Annotated in this window: 15 protein-coding genes; 8 read left to right on the top strand and 7 right to left on the bottom strand. The window is 52.6% G+C overall.

Translation table 11 applies throughout. From position 1 onward, the window contains the following. Positions 1–12: 12 nt before the first annotated feature. Positions 13–3585 (top strand): VCBS repeat-containing protein, encoded by a 3573-nt coding sequence (locus KK062_RS09030; RefSeq protein ID WP_254083956.1) that lies wholly within the window; start codon positions 13–15, stop codon positions 3583–3585. Here the strand turns inward: KK062_RS09030 and KK062_RS09025 are convergent. The 4 genes from KK062_RS09025 to KK062_RS09010 form a co-directional block, all read right to left on the bottom strand. Then, a complete protein-coding gene (locus tag KK062_RS09025) occupies positions 3512–4126 on the bottom strand; it encodes a Crp/Fnr family transcriptional regulator (protein WP_254083955.1) in 615 nt (204 codons plus the stop codon). The genes KK062_RS09030 and KK062_RS09025 overlap by 74 nt on opposite strands. A 75-nt stretch (positions 4127–4201) precedes the next feature. Further along, positions 4202–4648 (bottom strand): OsmC family peroxiredoxin, encoded by a 447-nt coding sequence (locus KK062_RS09020; protein ID WP_254083954.1) that lies wholly within the window; start codon positions 4646–4648, stop codon positions 4202–4204. A 95-nt stretch (positions 4649–4743) separates the two neighbouring features. Further along, on the bottom strand, positions 4744–5124 hold the full coding sequence (locus KK062_RS09015) for a Ca2+-dependent phosphoinositide-specific phospholipase C (protein ID WP_254083953.1): 381 nt from the start codon (positions 5122–5124) through the stop codon (positions 4744–4746). A 143-nt stretch (positions 5125–5267) separates the two neighbouring features. Then, positions 5268–7574, bottom strand: coding sequence for a transglycosylase domain-containing protein (locus KK062_RS09010; protein ID WP_254083952.1), 2307 nt, complete (start codon positions 7572–7574; stop codon positions 5268–5270). A gap of 108 nt (positions 7575–7682) precedes the next feature. On the opposite strand from KK062_RS09010, the gene KK062_RS09005 reads away from it, so the two are divergent. Further along, on the top strand, positions 7683–8552 hold the full coding sequence (locus tag KK062_RS09005; protein ID WP_254083951.1) for a hypothetical protein: 870 nt from the start codon (positions 7683–7685) through the stop codon (positions 8550–8552). A gap of 143 nt (positions 8553–8695) precedes the next feature. Next, complete coding sequence (locus KK062_RS09000) at positions 8696–9850, top strand: threonine aldolase family protein (RefSeq protein ID WP_254083950.1); 1155 nt, start codon at positions 8696–8698, stop codon at positions 9848–9850. A 15-nt stretch (positions 9851–9865) separates the two neighbouring features. Here KK062_RS09000 and KK062_RS08995 read toward each other — a convergent pair whose 3' ends face one another. Then, complete coding sequence (locus tag KK062_RS08995; RefSeq protein WP_254083949.1) at positions 9866–12286, bottom strand: ABC transporter permease; 2421 nt, start codon at positions 12284–12286, stop codon at positions 9866–9868. A 147-nt stretch (positions 12287–12433) separates the two neighbouring features. Between KK062_RS08995 and KK062_RS08990 the strand changes: the two genes are divergently transcribed. From KK062_RS08990 to KK062_RS08980, 3 genes are all read left to right on the top strand, one after another. Next, the gene (locus KK062_RS08990; RefSeq protein WP_254083948.1) at positions 12434–12766 is read left to right on the top strand and encodes an ArsR/SmtB family transcription factor; all 333 of its coding nucleotides are present in this window, start codon (positions 12434–12436) and stop codon (positions 12764–12766) included. Continuing rightward, positions 12756–13724, top strand: a complete 969-nt coding sequence (locus KK062_RS08985) for an SRPBCC domain-containing protein (RefSeq protein WP_254083947.1) — start codon at positions 12756–12758, stop codon at positions 13722–13724. Before KK062_RS08990 ends, KK062_RS08985 begins: the two co-directional genes overlap by 11 nt. A 184-nt stretch (positions 13725–13908) precedes the next feature. Continuing rightward, the gene (locus tag KK062_RS08980) at positions 13909–14661 is read left to right on the top strand and encodes a hypothetical protein (protein WP_254083946.1); all 753 of its coding nucleotides are present in this window, start codon (positions 13909–13911) and stop codon (positions 14659–14661) included. A 64-nt stretch (positions 14662–14725) separates the two neighbouring features. On the opposite strand, the gene KK062_RS08975 is transcribed toward KK062_RS08980, so the two are convergent. Beyond that, positions 14726–15478, bottom strand: coding sequence for an MBL fold metallo-hydrolase (locus KK062_RS08975; protein ID WP_254083945.1), 753 nt, complete (start codon positions 15476–15478; stop codon positions 14726–14728). A 116-nt stretch (positions 15479–15594) separates the two neighbouring features. On the opposite strand from KK062_RS08975, the gene KK062_RS08970 reads away from it, so the two are divergent. Together KK062_RS08970 and KK062_RS08965 are read left to right on the top strand one after the other, a co-directional pair. Further along, positions 15595–16068: an OsmC family protein gene (locus KK062_RS08970; RefSeq protein ID WP_254083944.1), complete on the top strand. Its 474-nt coding sequence runs from the start codon at positions 15595–15597 to the stop codon at positions 16066–16068. Between the two features lie 71 nt (positions 16069–16139). Further along, positions 16140–16643 (top strand): SRPBCC family protein, encoded by a 504-nt coding sequence (locus tag KK062_RS08965; RefSeq protein ID WP_254083943.1) that lies wholly within the window; start codon positions 16140–16142, stop codon positions 16641–16643. Here KK062_RS08965 and KK062_RS08960 read toward each other — a convergent pair whose 3' ends face one another. After that, on the bottom strand, positions 16644–17264 hold the full coding sequence (locus tag KK062_RS08960; protein ID WP_254083942.1) for a cupin domain-containing protein: 621 nt from the start codon (positions 17262–17264) through the stop codon (positions 16644–16646). Positions 17265–17584 lie beyond the last annotated feature (320 nt).

Here is a 17584-nt window from a genome sequence, read left to right as displayed (position 1 = left end):
TCAACGTTAGGCATGAACAGGAAATTCTACACGATAGCGTGTTTAGTGCTGGCGGCGGCGATCAGCTGTCGCCAGCCTAAACGGTTTGAGCTCATGCAGGCAGCCTATACCGGCATTGATTTTGAAAACCGCCTGACCGAAAACGACACACTCAACGTATTGACGTTTGAGTATATTTATAACGGTGCGGGTGTCGGGATCGGCGATTTTAATAACGATGGATTGTCGGATGTATTCCTGGCCGGCAACATGGTCAGCAGTCGTCTGTATCTCAATGAAGGTTCTCTGCGGTTTCGCGATATCACGGCGGCTTCGGGCGTGTCTACACGGCATTGGTGTACGGGCGTGGCCGTCGTAGACATCGATCAGGATGGCTGGCAGGACGTGTATATTTCTACTGTACATCCCGACCCCAAACATTCGTCGCCCAACTTGCTTTTTCACAACAAAGGCCTCGACGATCAGGGAATACCGATCTTTGAAGAAGTGGCTGCCCGGGTTGGCCTGGCCGATCACAGCTACTCGACCCAGGCCGCCTTTCTGGACTACGACGGCGACGGCGACCTCGATATGTATTTGCTTACCAACGCCATCGAGCGCTATACGCGCAACGCTCCCATCGGTCAGCGCACCGACGGCGGGGGTAAGAGCGTGGACAAGTTATACCGCAACGACGGTCCCGCCGGCGCCTTGCCTCATTTCACGGATGTCTCCGTAGCCGCGGGAATCCTCACAGAGGGGTGGGGGCTGGGGATTGTTGTTAGTGATATAAATCTCGACGGTCGTCCCGACATCTATGTGGCCAACGACTTCCTGTCCAACGACCATCTTTATACCAACAACGGAGACGGTACTTTTACCAACACCATCGCTGCCGCCCTGCGCCACCAGGAGTACAACGGCATGGGTGCCGATATTGGCGACATCAACAACGACGGCTTGCAAGATATACTTGTTGTCGACATGATGCCGGAAGACAATTTGCGCCAGAAAACAATGTTCTCGGGCACGGGCTACGACCGGTTTCAACAGAATATACGCATGGGCTACCAGCCACAGTACGTGCGCAATGTGTTACAGCTCAACAATGGCAACGGTACCTTCAGCGACATTGGCTACCTGGCCGGCATCTACGCTACAGACTGGAGCTGGAGCGCGCTGATGGCCGACCTCGACAACGACAGCCGGCAGGACATGCTGATCACCAACGGTTATCGCAAAGACATTACCAACCTCGACTTCATGGCCTACAGCAAGGAAGCCTCGAAGTTTGGTACCGACGCCATTCGGCTCAAGCATGCGTTGAAAGCCGTCGAAGCGTTGGAGGGAGTCCCCAAGCCCGACCTGCTATTTCACAACGAGGGTAACCTGCGCTTTGCCAATGCCTCGCAGGCCTGGGGCATAACACACGAAGCCTATGGTAACGGCGCCGCCTATGCCGACCTGGACAATGACGGCGACTTAGACCTGGTAGTAAACAATATAAATGAAAGAGCTTTTGTATATCAAAACACCAGCGTCGACCTGGACGCAGCGCACCATCATTATCTGCGGATACAATTAAAAGGCCCGGCCGCGAACCAAAACGGCGTCGGGGCGCGCGTTACACTGCATCAGCACGGGCAGCGACAAGTGCGGGAGTATGCGCCTCAGCGCGGGTATCAATCTACGGTGGAACCATACTTACACTTTGGTCTGGGTGAATCCACTGTTGTGGACACCGTACACATACGGTGGCCGGACGGCTACGAGCAGATGCTCACTGCTGTGCCCGCGAACCAGGTACTGACGGTTAATAGTAAAGATGCCACGCGGGTACAGGAGCTTCGCTATGAAAAGCCCGCGCGGTTGTTCCGGGAAATGTCGGCATCGCTTCATTTGCAATATCGTCACGAAGAAGATCCCTATATTGATTTCAAAGCCACGCCCACATTGCCCATGCAATATTCTCAAGCCGGCCCGGCTGTAGCAGTTGGCGATATCGACGGCGACGGTCTGGACGACGTGATCTTGTGCGGCGCCGCCCGTCGGGCAGCGCGCATCTTCCACCAGCAACGCGACGGCACGTTCCGCCCCGACTCGTTGCCGGGCAAAGGAAACGAAGATGCCGGCCTGCTATTATTTGACGCCGACGGTGATGGCGATAACGACCTGTACTGCGTGAGCGGCAGCAGCGAGCTCAGCGCCGGGCATACCTTGTATCAGGATCGTTTCTATCGCAACGATGGCGGCATACTGCGCGCGGATACCGCGGCCCTGCCCCGCGAAATCAGCAGCGGTAGCTGCGTGGTAGCGTGTGACGTTGACCGCGACGGCGATCTTGATCTGTTCGTCGGCGGCCGCATTGTGCCGCGACAGTATCCGTCCGCACCGGAGAGCTTAATCTTGCTGAATAACGGTAAGGGTATATTCACCAACATCACCGACACTCTAGCGCCCACGCTGAAACATGCCGGCATGATCACCGGCGCCTTGTGGACGGACTTCGATAATGATGGTTGGACCGACCTGGCTGTAGTAGGAGAGTGGATGCCCATTACTTTCTATCACAACAACGAGGGCCGCTCGCTGACACAGGCATTTGCCGAAGCGCCCGGCTGGTGGAACAGCATTACCGGTGGCGATTTTGATCACGATGGTGACACGGATTATATCGCGGGCAACGTCGGGTTGAATACGTTGTTTGAAGCGTCGGCACAGGAACCCGTTTCGATCTATGCGAAAGACTTCGATGGCAGTGGATCCTTCGACCCGCTGATGGCGCGCTACATCAACGGTCGGGAGCACCTTACCCACCCACGCGAAACCCTTACCGACCAGATCGTGGGCTACAAACGTAAACTGACACGGTATAGCACTTACGGTGCCGCTACGCGCACCGACCTGCTGTCGGCGGAACAACTGAAAGGTGCGATAGTCTTTCAGGTAACCACGCTAACATCGTCATACGTGGAGAATTTGGGTGGCGGCCGGTTTGCCATACGTCCCCTGCCGGTGGAGGCACAGACGGCTCCCCTCAACGGCCTGCAGGCAACGGACATCAACCACGACGGCCATCCCGATCTGTTGGGTATTGGCAACTGCTATGCAATCGATCCACTGGTGGGACGTTACGATGCCGGCATTGGCGTTTGCCTGTTGGGTGACGGTCACGGCGCATTTCACGCGCTGCCGGCAATGCGTTCCGGTTTCTTTATAAACAGCGATGCGAAGAGCCTGGCGTTGCTGGCCGGTGCAAACGGTGCCTCGCATTGGTTAGCCACGGCCAATCGGGACAGTCTGCGGGTTTTCACGCCGGTAGCCTCGCGAACCGACTGGATTACACCCGCATCGCTCGATGTTGCCATTGAATTTGCATGGTCTTCCGGCAAACGCCAACGCCAGGAGCTATACCACGGCAGTGGCTACTTGTCGGCATCGACGCGCAAGGTTCCCGTTCCTGCGGGGGTAGCGTCTGCAACGCTTACCAATAGCCAGGGGGTGACAAGAAGTGTATGGCGTTCGCCAGGTGCTACTGAGGTTTCACACGTGCGCGGTCGCGTGCCTCGAGCCGCTTCCGGATCCGGCTCAGCGAAGGGTTCTTGATGTTGAGGTAAGAAGAGATATGATAGAGGGGGATGCGTTCCACCAGTTGTGGGTGGTTCTGGACCAGTTTTATATAACGGTCTTCTACCGAGCTAAAAAGCTGGTCTTCAATGCTGGATTGAGAATATTCAAAAAACAGCTCGGCAATCCGACGGCCAAAACGTTCCCACGGCTTATAGGTGGTATAGAGGTAGTTCAGGTCGTGATGCTGAATGGAAATGATCTCAGAGTCCTCCAGGGCCTGGATGAAGTAATAGCAAGGCATGCGGTGCAGGAAGCTGCGGAAGGATACGATGAACTGGTTTTCAGAAAAGAAAAACACGTTGCGTTCTTCCTGCGTCCCGGCGTCGATATAGTATATGCGGAAGATGCCCTTGATAACCAGTCCGAGGTCGGAGCAGACGATATTCTGCATGTTGAAGAAATCGCCTTTGCCGATCTTACGGGTTTTCCAAAAAGGCAAGCTCACCGCGATGTCGTTCGCAGTGAGCTCGGAAAAAGCTGTTAGCCGTTCAGTAAGAAACGCTTTATTCTGATCCATGGTCAATCGTGCACCGGGGAAGTGCGGCGCAAAGATAAGACGGGCGCCTCAAATCTGGTAGCAGTCAGATGACACTTACGCGAGCAGCTCGGCTTCAAGCGTGATCTCCATGTTGTTTTGATACGCCTTGCTCACCGGGCAGTTGGCTTTGGCGTCTTGCGTGATCTCGTTAAACCGTTCTTTGGTAATGCCGGACACCCGCGCCTTGAGCTTTAACGCTGACTGGGTGATGGCCGCAATCTTCGGATCGAGCGTTACACTGCACTGTGTTTCCAGTGTTGTGGGGTTAAAGCCGGCGGTCGTCAGCAGCAGATTCAGCTTCATGGTAAAACATCCGGCATGGGCCGCGGCCATCAATTCCTCCGGGTTGGTGGATGGCTGGCCGTTGTATTTCACAACACCGTTCTCAAATCGGCTCGCAACCGAGTAGGATGTTTTGTTCAGGACAGCACTTTCCGTAGAAATATTGCCTTGACCTTCTTTGATGTTGCCGTTCCAAACGGCGGTAGCAGTACGTTTCATATGCGTGTTTATTAAGTCGTTGTCGTATTGACAATACAAACATGCCGCATTACCACCGTAAGAATTTTCACCTGGGTGAAAAAAACAAAAGAAAGTTACCGTTTACCGGTAAACAACAGATTCTCCCGCGAAAAACCGCCGCCTTCGAAGCGGATGATGTATTCCGAGTCAAAGTGCGTGCTTTTGCGGTAATAGTCCGTTGTAATGATCTGTGCGCCTGATTGTAACGCCGCCTCGAAGGCACTTTTGTCATTGGCCCGTGCCTCCTGTGTGTCCGAGTCGGCCCGTGTACGTACGATATAACCTTTTTCGACCAGGTTTTTGATCAGGGCAACGTTGCCCTTCATGGCTTTCTTATAGCTATTGTGCGAGCCGATCACTTGCAGGTGGTTGATAGGAGTTTTGTCGGTTTGCGCGTGGGCATTCGCGCACAGCAGGATTGCCCAGAGCAGGGGCAGCAATACTTTCAGATTCATGATACGAAGTTTGGCCGGACGTATGTGGTCCGGCCATGGTCGAAAGGTAAGGCGGTATCGGCGTTTGCGACCGAAAAGCTTTTTAAGAAATCGTTATGATTGTCGGTAGCGAAATAAATGGGGATGGACGGCTGCCGGTGCGGTCAGAATGTTTCTTCCTCTTCGGGCATTGCGGCATACTGGCTGCAGTCCAGCTCCATGTCCATTTTTTGGTTAGGCCTGCGGAACAGCCCTTTGTCGTAGCCGTCGTTTCGGTCGCGGTATACCAGGGTCATGTACTTGTCCCAGATGGGGCGTGCAGTGCGTGTGCCCGAGCCAAAGCTCCAGGACGGATAGTGAATGTTGCGCTCGTCGCCACCCACCCATACGCCCGTCACGAGGTTATGGGTGATGCCTATATACCAGCCGTCAGAGGCATTGTCGGTCGTCCCCGTTTTTCCGCCAATCTCGTTGTTGTCTTTCAAATCGTAGCTTAGTCCCTCCGAGGTGCCACCGGCCTCTTCCACGCCACCGCGCAGCATATAGATCATTTTGTAGGCCGTAAGCTCATCCATTACCTGTCGTGTTTTGGGCGTAAAGTTCTCCAGCACATTGCCGTTCTTGTCTTCGATCCGCGTGATATAGTACGGCTGCGTATAGATTCCCAGGTTGACAAAACTGCAATAGGCAGCTACCATCTCATACAGCGTAACATCACTGGTGCCCAGGCACAGGGCGGGTACTGCGTCCAGCTTGCTGGTGATGCCCAGCCGCTGCGCAAAGGAGACGACGTTTTGCGGCGTAACTTTTTGCATGACCTGCGCGGTGATGGAATTCAGTGACAACGCCATCGCCCGGCGCATGGTCAGCAGGTCGCCGGAGCCGTGGGAGCCTGAAGAGTTGGGCGGCGTCCAGGTGGTGCCGTCGGCGAGGCGGATGGTGGGCGAGATGTCTGCAAATTCCTGGCAGGGGCTAAAGCCCGCTTCGATGGCGGTGCCGTAAACAAAAGGCTTGAACGTAGAGCCGGGTTGACGTGTGCCCTGGCGGACGTGGTCGTATTTGAAATATTTGTGCGAGATGCCGCCCACCCACGCTTTGATCGCGCCGGTGCGCGGGTCCATCGACATCAGTCCGGTTTGTAAGAATCGATTGTAGTACGCCAGCGAGTCCATGGAGCTGAAGAGTGTATCGCGCTCGCCGTGGTAGGTAAAGACGGTCATGGGCTTTTTAGCCCGGAGCAGGATACCGACCGAATCGGAGTCGGCGCCGTAGTGTTTCACCAGGTTGCGATACGCGTCGGTGCGTTTAATTTTGGTATCCAGGTAGCCTTTTATTTCCTGCCCCGTGCGAGGGTCTACCCAGGGGTTAAGACCGCGTTGGCGCCACTCCCGGTTGAATTGTTGCTGCAGGCCGGCCATGTGGTTCGCGACGGCCTCTTCGGCATCGTGTTGCAGGCGGCTGTCGATCGTGGTATAGATCTTTAATCCGGCATCGCGTAAATCATAGCCATGTTCCCGGCACCACGTACTAAGCTCCGGATAAAGAACACTACGAAAATAAGTTGCCATGCCTTTGTTTTGGTTTTGCACGGAGTATTTCAATTCGAGGGGCAACGCTTTCAGCGAATCGTACCGGACTTTCGCGATATGTCCACGCGTGTAAAGTTTGTATAACACTTCATTTCGTTTGCGAAGCGACCGGTCTGCGTGATAATGAGGATTAAAATAATCGGGGTTCTGACACATTCCTACCAGCACGGCGGCTTCCTGCTGGTTGAGTTTTGACGGCGGTTTATTGAAGTACGTTTCACTGGCAACCTTAATGCCATACGCATTGCTGCTAAACTCGACGGTGTTTAAGTACATCGTCAGAATTTCGTTTTTCGTATAGTTACGTTCGAGCTGGATGGCGATAATTAATTCCTTGGATTTTTGAATAAGCCGCTGTGGTAGCTTGCCTGCCTTCGCCAACGGGCCGTCGAGGTCGAGCGTATAGAGGTTCTTGGCAAGCTGTTGTGTCAACGTGCTGCCGCCGCCCTGGAGGTTAAAGGTTATCGCACCAAAGATTACCCGCGGATAGGCCCAGAAGTCAATGCCGGAATGGTTATGGAAGCGATGGTCTTCGGACTCCACCAGGGTTTTAACCAATACGGGCGAAAGCTGCTCGTACGTTACCTGGCTTCGATTAAAACGGAAGTAACGCCCCAGCGACACGCCGTCGGCAGAGATAACCTCGGAGGAAAGATCATTCTCCGGATTTTCAATAGCCCGCAGGCTGGGCATCTCGCCAAAAAGGCCGAACAGATTGATACTGACCACATAAAAGTACAGCGGCACGGCCACCGTAAAACTCATGAGCAGGATCCAGATGGCTTTTGTAAGTTTCTTAAACCAGGAGCGTTGAAGGCTAAGGGCGCCGAGAACTTTGTTCGCAAAGTTCCGTGGCGAGGTGTTACGGGTAGGTTGTACCATACATACTGTAGGAGCCCTAAATATAGTTAACTTGGCGTTTTATTACATTACGGTAACGTTTTTTCTACTTTAAGCGCGTCAGACGGTTGTCTAAGCGCATCAGTGACTATGAATTCAAAGACAAAAAAAGAGCTATACTGGATCGAAGGGATTCTGCTGGCGACGTTTATTACCGGTGTCCTGGTTTTTGGTGACGCCCTGTGGGATGGCCAGCCGATCGACATACAACTTCATGACACGTATTTTGTTTTCACCAAGACGCTGTTCCTGGTCGTTGTTTTTATCGTGCTGTTTGTAATGGTGTACGGGTGCCGGGCGGCTTTTAGTAGTTCCGGTATCATACTTAAGATTGTAATGGGTATACTGGTTGTGATTGTGATCGGTACATTGATCATTATACGGAGCGCCATGTATCGGCTACGGCAACCGGCAGCATTCATGGCTTCCCCTCCCGTGGAGGAGCGCTGGGAAGGCAAGTTCTCGCGCGCGAAATATCCGTCCGATAAATATACTATCGCCTATGATACCATCGAAGCAGACTCTTTCCGCATCGTATTGATTGTAGCCGTCGAGTCGGATACAACGTTTACCCAGACAGGCGAGGTTTGGGCGCAACGACTCGTGGGTGACAGCGTCACCCAAAAATGCGTGGGGTCGATCGATTCGGAAGTTGGCGTTTGGGTGCCTGATCAGCAGCCCATTCCGGGCATGTTCATGACCGTGGAGTACAGCGAATATGGCGGTAAAATAAATCTTGTTGGTAAACAGGGCGACTTTATTGAAATTCCCGGCACGCTCTATGCGTTAGACGTGAAGGACCGGATCTATACCGCATACGTGAATGGTCATGATACCCTGGTCCATGAATACGACTTGAGGAACCACCGCGGTACCAATTTGGATAATAAGCAATTTCTGCGAAACGATCTTACGTTCCAGCAAGCAGGCCCGGGTCGTTGGTTGTATCGGCAGAAATAGGCGGTACCCTGTTATCCGCCAGCGGACACTTCCGTCCGCTGATGGGCTGCCAGGTCTAATGCCGCGGAGGCGTTGCGCAGCGAATAGTATTGTGGATCCCTTGTCACTTCCCTATCTTACAGCAGTTGTAACATACCTATTCTATGAACCTGGACAGAAGAAAATTCCTGAAGACATCCGGTGCGGCATTGTTGCCGGCCATGATTCCCGTATCGTCGGTTTTAGCGATGGGCACATCGGCGGCACCCACGGGGCCTGCGGTGAAATTCTTCGGCGACGGTGAAATGTTTGAACCCGTTGACTATTTGGCCGAGCTGCAAAAGTTTCAGACGGCCACCGGCATTGGTCGCGACAGGTATGGTATGGGTGGATCTATTGAAGCGCTGGAAAGGAAGTTTACCGAAATAACGGGTAAAGAAAAAGCCGTGTTTATGCCCAGCGGTACAATGTCAAACCAACTGGCAATCTCGGTGCTGAGCGGTGAAAACACGAAGGTGATCGTACAGGAGACCAGCCACGTATTCCGCGATGAAAGCGACGCTGCCCAAACGATATTCAACAAACGGCTTGTGCCGTTGGCAAAAGACGCTGCCTATTTCACCGGTCAACAATTACAAGAGGGTATTGCAGCATTGAAGGAGGCGGAGGCATTCAAGACAAGTGTGGGCGCGGTGTCGATCGAAAACCCCGTACGCCGTGCCGACGGCCGGGTAGTACCCCTCGAAGAGATAAAGAAGATCAGCGCCTATTGCCGTAGCAACAACATCGGTTTGCACCTGGACGGTGCACGCCTCTTCCTGGCCTCCGGCTGGACAGGTGTATCAATAAAAGAGTATGCGTCTTATTTTGATACAGTATACATTTCGCTGTACAAGTACTTTGGCGCGGCAGCCGGTGCCATGCTCTGCGGCCCACGCGAGGTCATGGATAAAATGGCCCACCTGGTAAAAGTACACGGTGGCGCCATGTATGGTAACTGGGCGAATGCCGCCATGGCATTACACCGCATGGAAGGTTTTGAAGCCCGTCTGCAAAATGCCATTCAAGCCTCTAAAGCAATCTTTGCAGCGTTGAACAAATTGCCGGGTGTAAAGATCAGCACGCTTGACGGAGGGACGAACATCTATACGCTTGATCTGGATAAAGAGATAGACCGTAAAAAGCTGAGAGATACGCTGCGCGAATCGAACATTCTGATGCCTATACCCGACGGCGACCGCGCGATGCTGATGGTCAATGAAACGTTGCTATATCAACCCGTAGAGTATATCGTGAATACATTTAAGAAGGGGCTTTGAAGACCCCTTCTTCTTTTACTCTGATCGTAACCGCGTAGCCGGATTTGCCAGCGCGGCTTTGATCGATTGGTAACTAATCGTTAGCAGGGCAATCGCGATCGCTGCTATGCCCGCCAGCGCAAATACATCCCACGTGAGCTCGATGCGGTAAGAGTAGTCGTCCAGCCATCGCTGCATGAGATACCAGGCCAGCGGAGCAGCCAACACAAACGAGATCAATACCAGGCGTACAAAGCTCTGCGTCAGCAGGCGCAGGATCGTATTGACAGAGGCACCCAATACCAAACGTATACTGATTTCCTTACTGCGTTGCTCGACGATAAAGGATGAAAGTGCAAATAACCCCAGGCAGGCAACGATGACGGCCAGTACGGCGAAGCTTGCAAACACACTCCCCATACGCTGCACATCTTCGTAGAGTTTGGCATAGCTTTCGTCGAGGAAGGTATACCGGAAAGGTTGGTTGGGCATGGCCACGTCCCATTTATTCTGAATTGCTTTGAGTGTACCCTGCATGTCGGCCGTTTGCGTCTTGACAGCCATGACCGAACCGCCACTGCCCAACGTCATACACAGGGGATTGATCTTACTTTTCATGGATTCGAAGTGGAAGTCTTCGACCACGCCGATCACGGTAAATGTCTCCCAGTTCTGAATGTGCTCGCCAAGCGGTTTTTGTAAGCCCAGCTCGCGGGCCATCGCCTGATTAATGATGACTGCCTGTGAATCGGAGGCGATCTGTGCATCGAAGTTCCGCCCCTGTAACAGTTTCATATCCATGGTGGCCAAATAGTCGGGGTCTACAAACCAACGCTGTGCGGAAACACCTTTGTCGATCTTGGAGCGACCTTCTTTCCAGAACGAATTCTGGTCGCGGTGCGATCCGGCCACGGGCAGATAATTGCCGGTCGTGGCGCGCTGTACCCCGGATAGGGTTAATACTTCGTCTTTCAGTGTTTTGAGTCCCTCCGTGGTCAACGTATTGGTGCCCTGGATCATGATGACCTGATCTTTGCTGAATCCGATTTTGGTGTGCAGCATATAGTTCGTCTGCCGGTAGATGATAAATGTGCCGATGATCAAGATCATCGAGGTGGTGAATTGGAAGACCACCAGGCCGTTGCGCAGTCCGGCGCTGCGGCTGCCGCGGCTCACGCTGCCTTTCAATACATCGATCGGCTTAAAGGCCGATAAGTAGAACGAGGGATATATACCGGCGATCACACCGATCAGCACCGCAGCAAGCAACACCATTGGCGCCAACCACCAGACTGTCCACGGCATGGCGAGCGTGCGACCGGTCAGGGCGCTAAAGAATGGCAATGCCATCCATACCAGCAGCAAGGCAATGACAAAGGAGAAGAGGCTATAGAGCAATGACTCCATCAGGAACTGCCGGACCAGGTGGAAACGCAATGAACCGACGACCTTGCGCAAGCCCACTTCCTTTGCACGATTGGCCGACCGGGCCGTGGAGAGATTGATAAAGTTGATACACGCCAGCGCCAGGATAAAACATGCCACGGCTCCGAATAGCCAAACGTACCGCATATCACCGTGCTGAAGGGAGTCGTTGATTTCGGCGGTCAGGTATATATCGCGTACGGGCAGCAGGCCGAAGTGATGATACTTGCGCACGTCGTCGATAGATTGATCGCCCACTTCCTTCATATAGCCCAGCAAGTGCTTATCGCGCATGCTGAGCAGCTTTTGTTCCAGGACATGCGGGTTGGCATCGGGGCGCAGGCGAAGGTATACATCGTAATTCCAGCAGCACCAGCTCGTTTGCTCGCCGGGCCAGAATTCAACCTCTTGTAGTGTGATCAGGAAGTCGAAATGCAAGTGTAATGTGACCGGAAAATCGGGCATCACCCCGCCAATGGTATAGGGCACTTTGCGCTCGTCATTTAAGACGACCGTGCGGCCAACGGGGTCTTCGCCTGGGAAGTATTTGTCGGCTTTGCTTTTCGAGATCACCATGGTGTTGGGGCGGTCCAGCGCATGCAGCGCGTTGCCATAGATCATCGGTATTTCCAGAATTTGAAGCAGGTCCTGATCGGCGTAAGCAAAGCCTTCTTCAAACGTATTCTCCGCCTGCTCTTCGCGGCGAAACAAGTTGCTGCCGGCTTTAAACCAGTTAAAGGGAATAAGCCGTGCGGAAAGCTCTACCTCGGGATAGTCGGCTTTTACAATAGAAGCCACCGAGGCGGGCATGGACGTCCATTTGCCGGCATCGGGTTTAGTAAAATCATTATAGAGTCGATAGATGCGGTTCCCTTCCTGGTAGGCCTGGTCGTGGCTTAGCTCATGCCGGATGAGCAAGAAGATGAGCATGCACGTGGCAAGCCCCAGCGCAAAGCCACCAATATTAATGGTGGTGTACATTTTCTGCCGTGACATTGACCGCAAGGCAATGAGGAGGAAATTCTTCAACATACGCAGGAGGGTTTAACTGTGGAGAATATGGGGGTACTGTCTGAAGATACCGATGAAGGGGGGAAAGGTTGCATGCGTTTTAAAATAATATTTGTGAAACCACGTAGTTGCGCATATATTGCAACCAGATAGTTTCTAATTAAGCGTATGATTGAGAGAAGGGACGTATTTCAGGCCATTGCCGATCCTACCCGGCGGGCCATTTTGACACTCATTGCGATACAGGCGATGACGCCGAACGCATTGGCAGAGCACTTTGATACCAGCCGGCAAGCGGTTTCCAAACACATTCGGATCCTGACTGAATGCGAGCTGGTGCAACAGGAACAGTCCGGTCGCGAGATATACTACTCGTTTAATCCAACAAAGCTGAAGGAAGTAGACGCGTGGTTGGACCAGTTCCGGGAACTATGGGAAGCACGATTCAATCAATTGGATAAAGTTTTAAAACAGCTAAAATCAAAACCGCATGGCAAGTAACCCTGAACCACAATTCGTCAAAGACCTGGCAAACAAAAAAATGACCATCACCCGGCACTTCGATGCCGAAGTAGCGTTGGTGTGGCTCACGTGGACCGAGCAAGAATTGCTCGATCAGTGGTGGGCGCCCAAGCCCTGGCGTGCCGAAACGAAAAGCCTAAACTTCAGCGAAGGCGGCCGATGGCTATACGCGATGATAGGTCCTAATAATGAGCGTCACTGGTCCGGCGCAATCTTTAGTAAGATCGAATTTCAGAGGAGCTTTGAATCCACCAGCTTTTTTTGCGACGAGAACGGTGCGAAGAATGACGTGATTCCCGAGACATACTGGCATACTGAATTTCACCCGACGGCTACCGGCACAAAGGTGATGGTGGTCATTACCGGAGCAGAGGAATCAGCGATTAAGAAGATCTTGGAGATGGGCTTCGAGGAAGGGTTCACCATGGCCCTGGGCAACCTGGACCAATACCTCAAGGCACAGTTCAAGATCCGCCAGCAGCTGCGGTCGTATGGCAAGCGGCCACGTGTATCGAGCTATCTCAACTTCCCCGGCACGGCCGAAGAGGCCTTTACATTTTACAAGTCTGTGTTCAAGACAGAATTTTCGGGGCAGGGTATAAAACGATTTGGTGAAATACCGGCCGAGACGGGTCACCCGCCTGTAGCCGAGAACGTAAAGAAAATGGTATTGCATGTCGAGTTACCCATTACCGGTGGCCACCTGCTGATGGCCACCGATTCGCCCAAAGAGATGGGCTTTGCGTTAACACAAGGCACCAACATGCACATTTGCGTGGAACCCGACAGCCGCGAGGAGACGAAGCGGATCTTCGATGCGCTTGCGGTAGGCGGAAATGTTACGATGCCGCTGCAAGACATGTTCTTTGGTGCTTACTTCGGTACTATTACCGACCGGTTTGGTATAAACTGGATGTTTAACTTTATGGTTGGGTAGATTACGACGTTGTCGTTGGGGGGCGGAGGCCCCCCGCCATACCGGGCATCCCGATAGGATCGGGACTAAACGCAAGTCTCGGCCGGGACAGCTTAAGACTTGCGTCGGATGTTACGTTATAAAAATGTAGTACATTCGTTACTTTTTACGGCTGTTGGCATTATGATGTCTATTTATACTGGTTATGCATGAATTCATACACGTGGCCTTGTCAGCTGGAATTATCGTCGGTGGCTGTACAAAAACGCACTCCATGGCCTCGGCGCCTGCCAATGCTTCAGCGGAACTCTCCCAACAACATTGCACGGTGAAAGTAGTTGTGGATAAGCAGCTTCTTGAGAAGGAGTATTTTGAGTATGTCTGGAAGATTAATGGTCGGGAGGTACAGGCAGATAGCACTCAGGATGTTAGCTTTATAGTGCCCGCGCACTCCGGGCTGGATACTATATACTTTATCAAACCCCACTATAAAACTGAAATGATTTTAGTGGACCTGGTGGCGGGAGAAACCTACGATATTGAATATAATACGTGCTGTTCTGATTTTGATTTCGCGCGTGCGAAGTATAAGGATGTGAACGCCTCGGTGGCGTTTACGGTACAGGGCAAGCCCAGGAAGAAATTGATCGGCGGCGTGGGATTTGGTGCTGCTTATTTAAAGTCTCATGAAACCGTGACGTTGAACGGTAGCTTTCTCCGAAGTGCCATGTTCCCCAACCGGTACCACGTATTCGTTCAGCAGTATCTGCCAGGTTCAGAAGAAGAGACGATCGCCCGTATTGTTAATCCCGAGAGTATGGAAGAGGTTGGTATCTATCGCGACTCCGACAAAAGTATCATCGACTTTCAGTACATCTTCCTGGACGACGACCAGGTGACGATCGATATTGATGTTAAGAACCATACAGCAACGGTAAGAGAAGTAAGTCGTCCGTGATCCTTCACGTGGGCATAAAAACAAAGTAGTCGCCCATACGGGCGACTACTTACTTAACGTTCCGTCAATTCGGATACCAATTTCTTGTCCGCACGTCAATCGATTTGTCCGAAGCCTGCACAAGCTTCTTGAATTGATCGGTATCGCTCAGTCCATTGGCACCGCGATAGTGATAGGGGTATACAATCTTAGGTTTGAAGTCCAACACTGCCGCTGCCGCTTCCGGTACATCCATCGTATAGGGCAGGTTCATGCAGACGAAGGCTACATCGATATTTTTCAGGCTGCGCATTTCGGGAATGCCGGCCGTATCGCCCGAAAGATAGACGGTCTTGTTGCCAAAGGTAAGGACATAACCGTTGCCGCGCCCTTTGGTATGTTTGGCGTCGGCAGCTTCCGGCAGGTTATACATCGGAATGGCTTTGATGGAAATGCCAAGCTGGTTTGTGGTCTGTCCGTTATTCAGAACAACAACCTTTGCTTTTAATCCTTCCGGCATTTTATCGGCGACGGCCTGGGGTGCGACGATGATTGCTTTCGAAGCAGGAATGGCTTCGAGTGTGGCAGGATTAAAGTGATCGCCGTGAATATCGGTGATCAGGATCAGGTCGGGCGGTGCTATACCCTGGAAGGCCTCGGCGCCGCCATCGGGATCGGCATAGATTGTTTTGCCCTGCCAGGTAAGGGCGAGTGTAGCATGGTGCAGGGGTTGGATGGTGAGCGGGCCCTTTGAAGTTTGGAGTATATCGGCCGGCGCGCGCTGCGCCCAGGTAGCTGTGGCAAACAGCATCAGGAAAAGATACAATGTCGTTTTCATATGCACGAAATTTTTTGGAGTTGATGTCAAAGGTAGAGCATTTCGGTTTTTGCGCAAATCGACAACTATTTTGAAGGAAATTCGTGAAAGTCAGCATCTAGTCACTTACGATTGCCATGCACGAACATCACTACAACGTCGAAATTACCTGGACGGGTAATACCGGGAGTGGAACCTCCCATTATCGTGCATATGAGCGGAACCATACGGTGACGGCAACCGGGAAACCGGTTATACCCGGGTCGTCCGATCCAAGCTTCCGTGGCGATCGTACCCGCTATAACCCCGAGGAGCTTTTCCTGGCATCGGTCTCTTCTTGTCACATGCTGTGGTACCTGCACCTCTGCGCCGAAGCCGGTGTAGTCGTGACGGCGTACCATGATCAGGCCACCGGCGTCATGACAGAGACCGAGGACGGTGGCGGCCACTTTAGCGAAATGACGTTATACCCGGTTGTAACCGTAGCGGACAGCAGCATGATCAACAAGGCAACAGCCTTGCACCACGAAGCCAACCGCCTTTGTTTTATTGCCAATTCGTGTAAGTTCCCCATTTACCACAAGCCTTCCAGCCGCGTCGCAGAGGTGTAATTATCCTTTCCGGCGCAGGCACGAAGTTTTGGTGTCCTGAAAGTTTAGGGCTTACTTAAACGACAACACGTATGACAACAAAATCAATCACCCTCGTCGCGGAACCGGATAAGTTTGATCTTACGATGATACGCGAGTTTGAGGCTCCGCGTGAACTGGTCTTTAAAGCACACATCGATGCCGCCTGGTTAACGCAATGGCTGTCGCCGCGTGACTATGATATGCGGATTGAGAAATTTGATGCACGCAGTGGCGGCGCCTATCGCTATATTCACATTGGCCCGAAAGGAGAGGAGTATGCTTTCCGTGGCACCTTTCACGAAGTGTCGGACCCCGTGCGCATCATCCAGACATTTGAATTCGAGAGCATGCCCGAGACCGGCCACGTATGCCTGGACACGGTCGACTTCGAAATCCTTCCCCACGACCGCACCCGTGTAACAACACACTCCATTTTTCAATCTGTCGAAGACCGTGACGGCATGATCAAATCGGGCATGGAGACGGGCGTGAACGACGGCTATGAAAAGTTAGATGGACTGTTGAAGAAGGAGTTGGCCAAATCGCCGGTATAATTAACGTTTAGGCTGAACGAGTGTGCGCTGCAAAACTGCCTTGCAAGGTGTTGGGGATGTTACGCGCACATTGTGATTGATGTGGAGCGGAATGGCGAAATAGTCGCCGGGCCGGAAGCTGTGTACTTCAGTACCCACCGTGATGTCGCACGTGCCTTCGAGAATGAGGAAATGCTCGAACTCGTCGGTGTGTATTTCGTCGGGCGCGCCGTAGCGCAGCCACAGCAGGCCGGTGGTCTTTTCGCGGTCGTGGCCAATGATCTTTAGAAACATGGCGCCAAACCCTTCGGGGGCATCCAGGTCTTTGCGCACCAGCCATTTCTCAAAGTCTTCGATTTTAGCGTTTGGACTCAATAGGGGAACGGGTTCCAGGACCTCGCCACCGCGCACCCGCTCGCGAAAATCAATCTTGGCCATCAGCAGCGGCTTGGCGGTAAGCGGAGGCGCGATGGCTTGTGTCTTAGCTAAGAGAAATAATGTCTCTTCAATTTGTTCGAGCTCGCGGGCAACTTCAGGATACTGAGCAATGGCGAGTTGCACCACGTCGAGGGCAGCGCCTTCCAGCTGCCCGAGTGCATAGAGCTCTAACAATCCCGACTGCAGTAGTTCGTTCGTTTCCATCCTCTTAGTCTAATTGTTCCAACATCTCATCTGCTTGGGGAAGTTCATACAAAAACGTTTTAATAGAATAACTGTTTTATACTGTAGCGGCACGGCAAAACGCGCATAGACGCCAGGCCGCTAAAGCTAATAATATTATGCTTAAAAGTACGTGCCCGGGCTGATGAAAGTCACGACGCCACGGGAGGTAGTTCATATTTTTATCGGTTGCCATGCTATACTTTGGCCCTGGGAGCGGATAATGGCTACATACCCCCTGGTCTTCTGTATATAACCCTAACGACAAGAATGATGAAACCATATATGGGCCTGCGCACATT

This window comes from Dawidia cretensis (assembly GCF_018598175.1).
GTDB lineage: Bacteria > Bacteroidota > Bacteroidia > Cytophagales > Cyclobacteriaceae > Ohtaekwangia > Ohtaekwangia cretensis.
The sequence above is the reverse complement of the archived record's forward strand: the minus strand, read 5'-3'. Positions and strand labels throughout refer to the sequence as shown.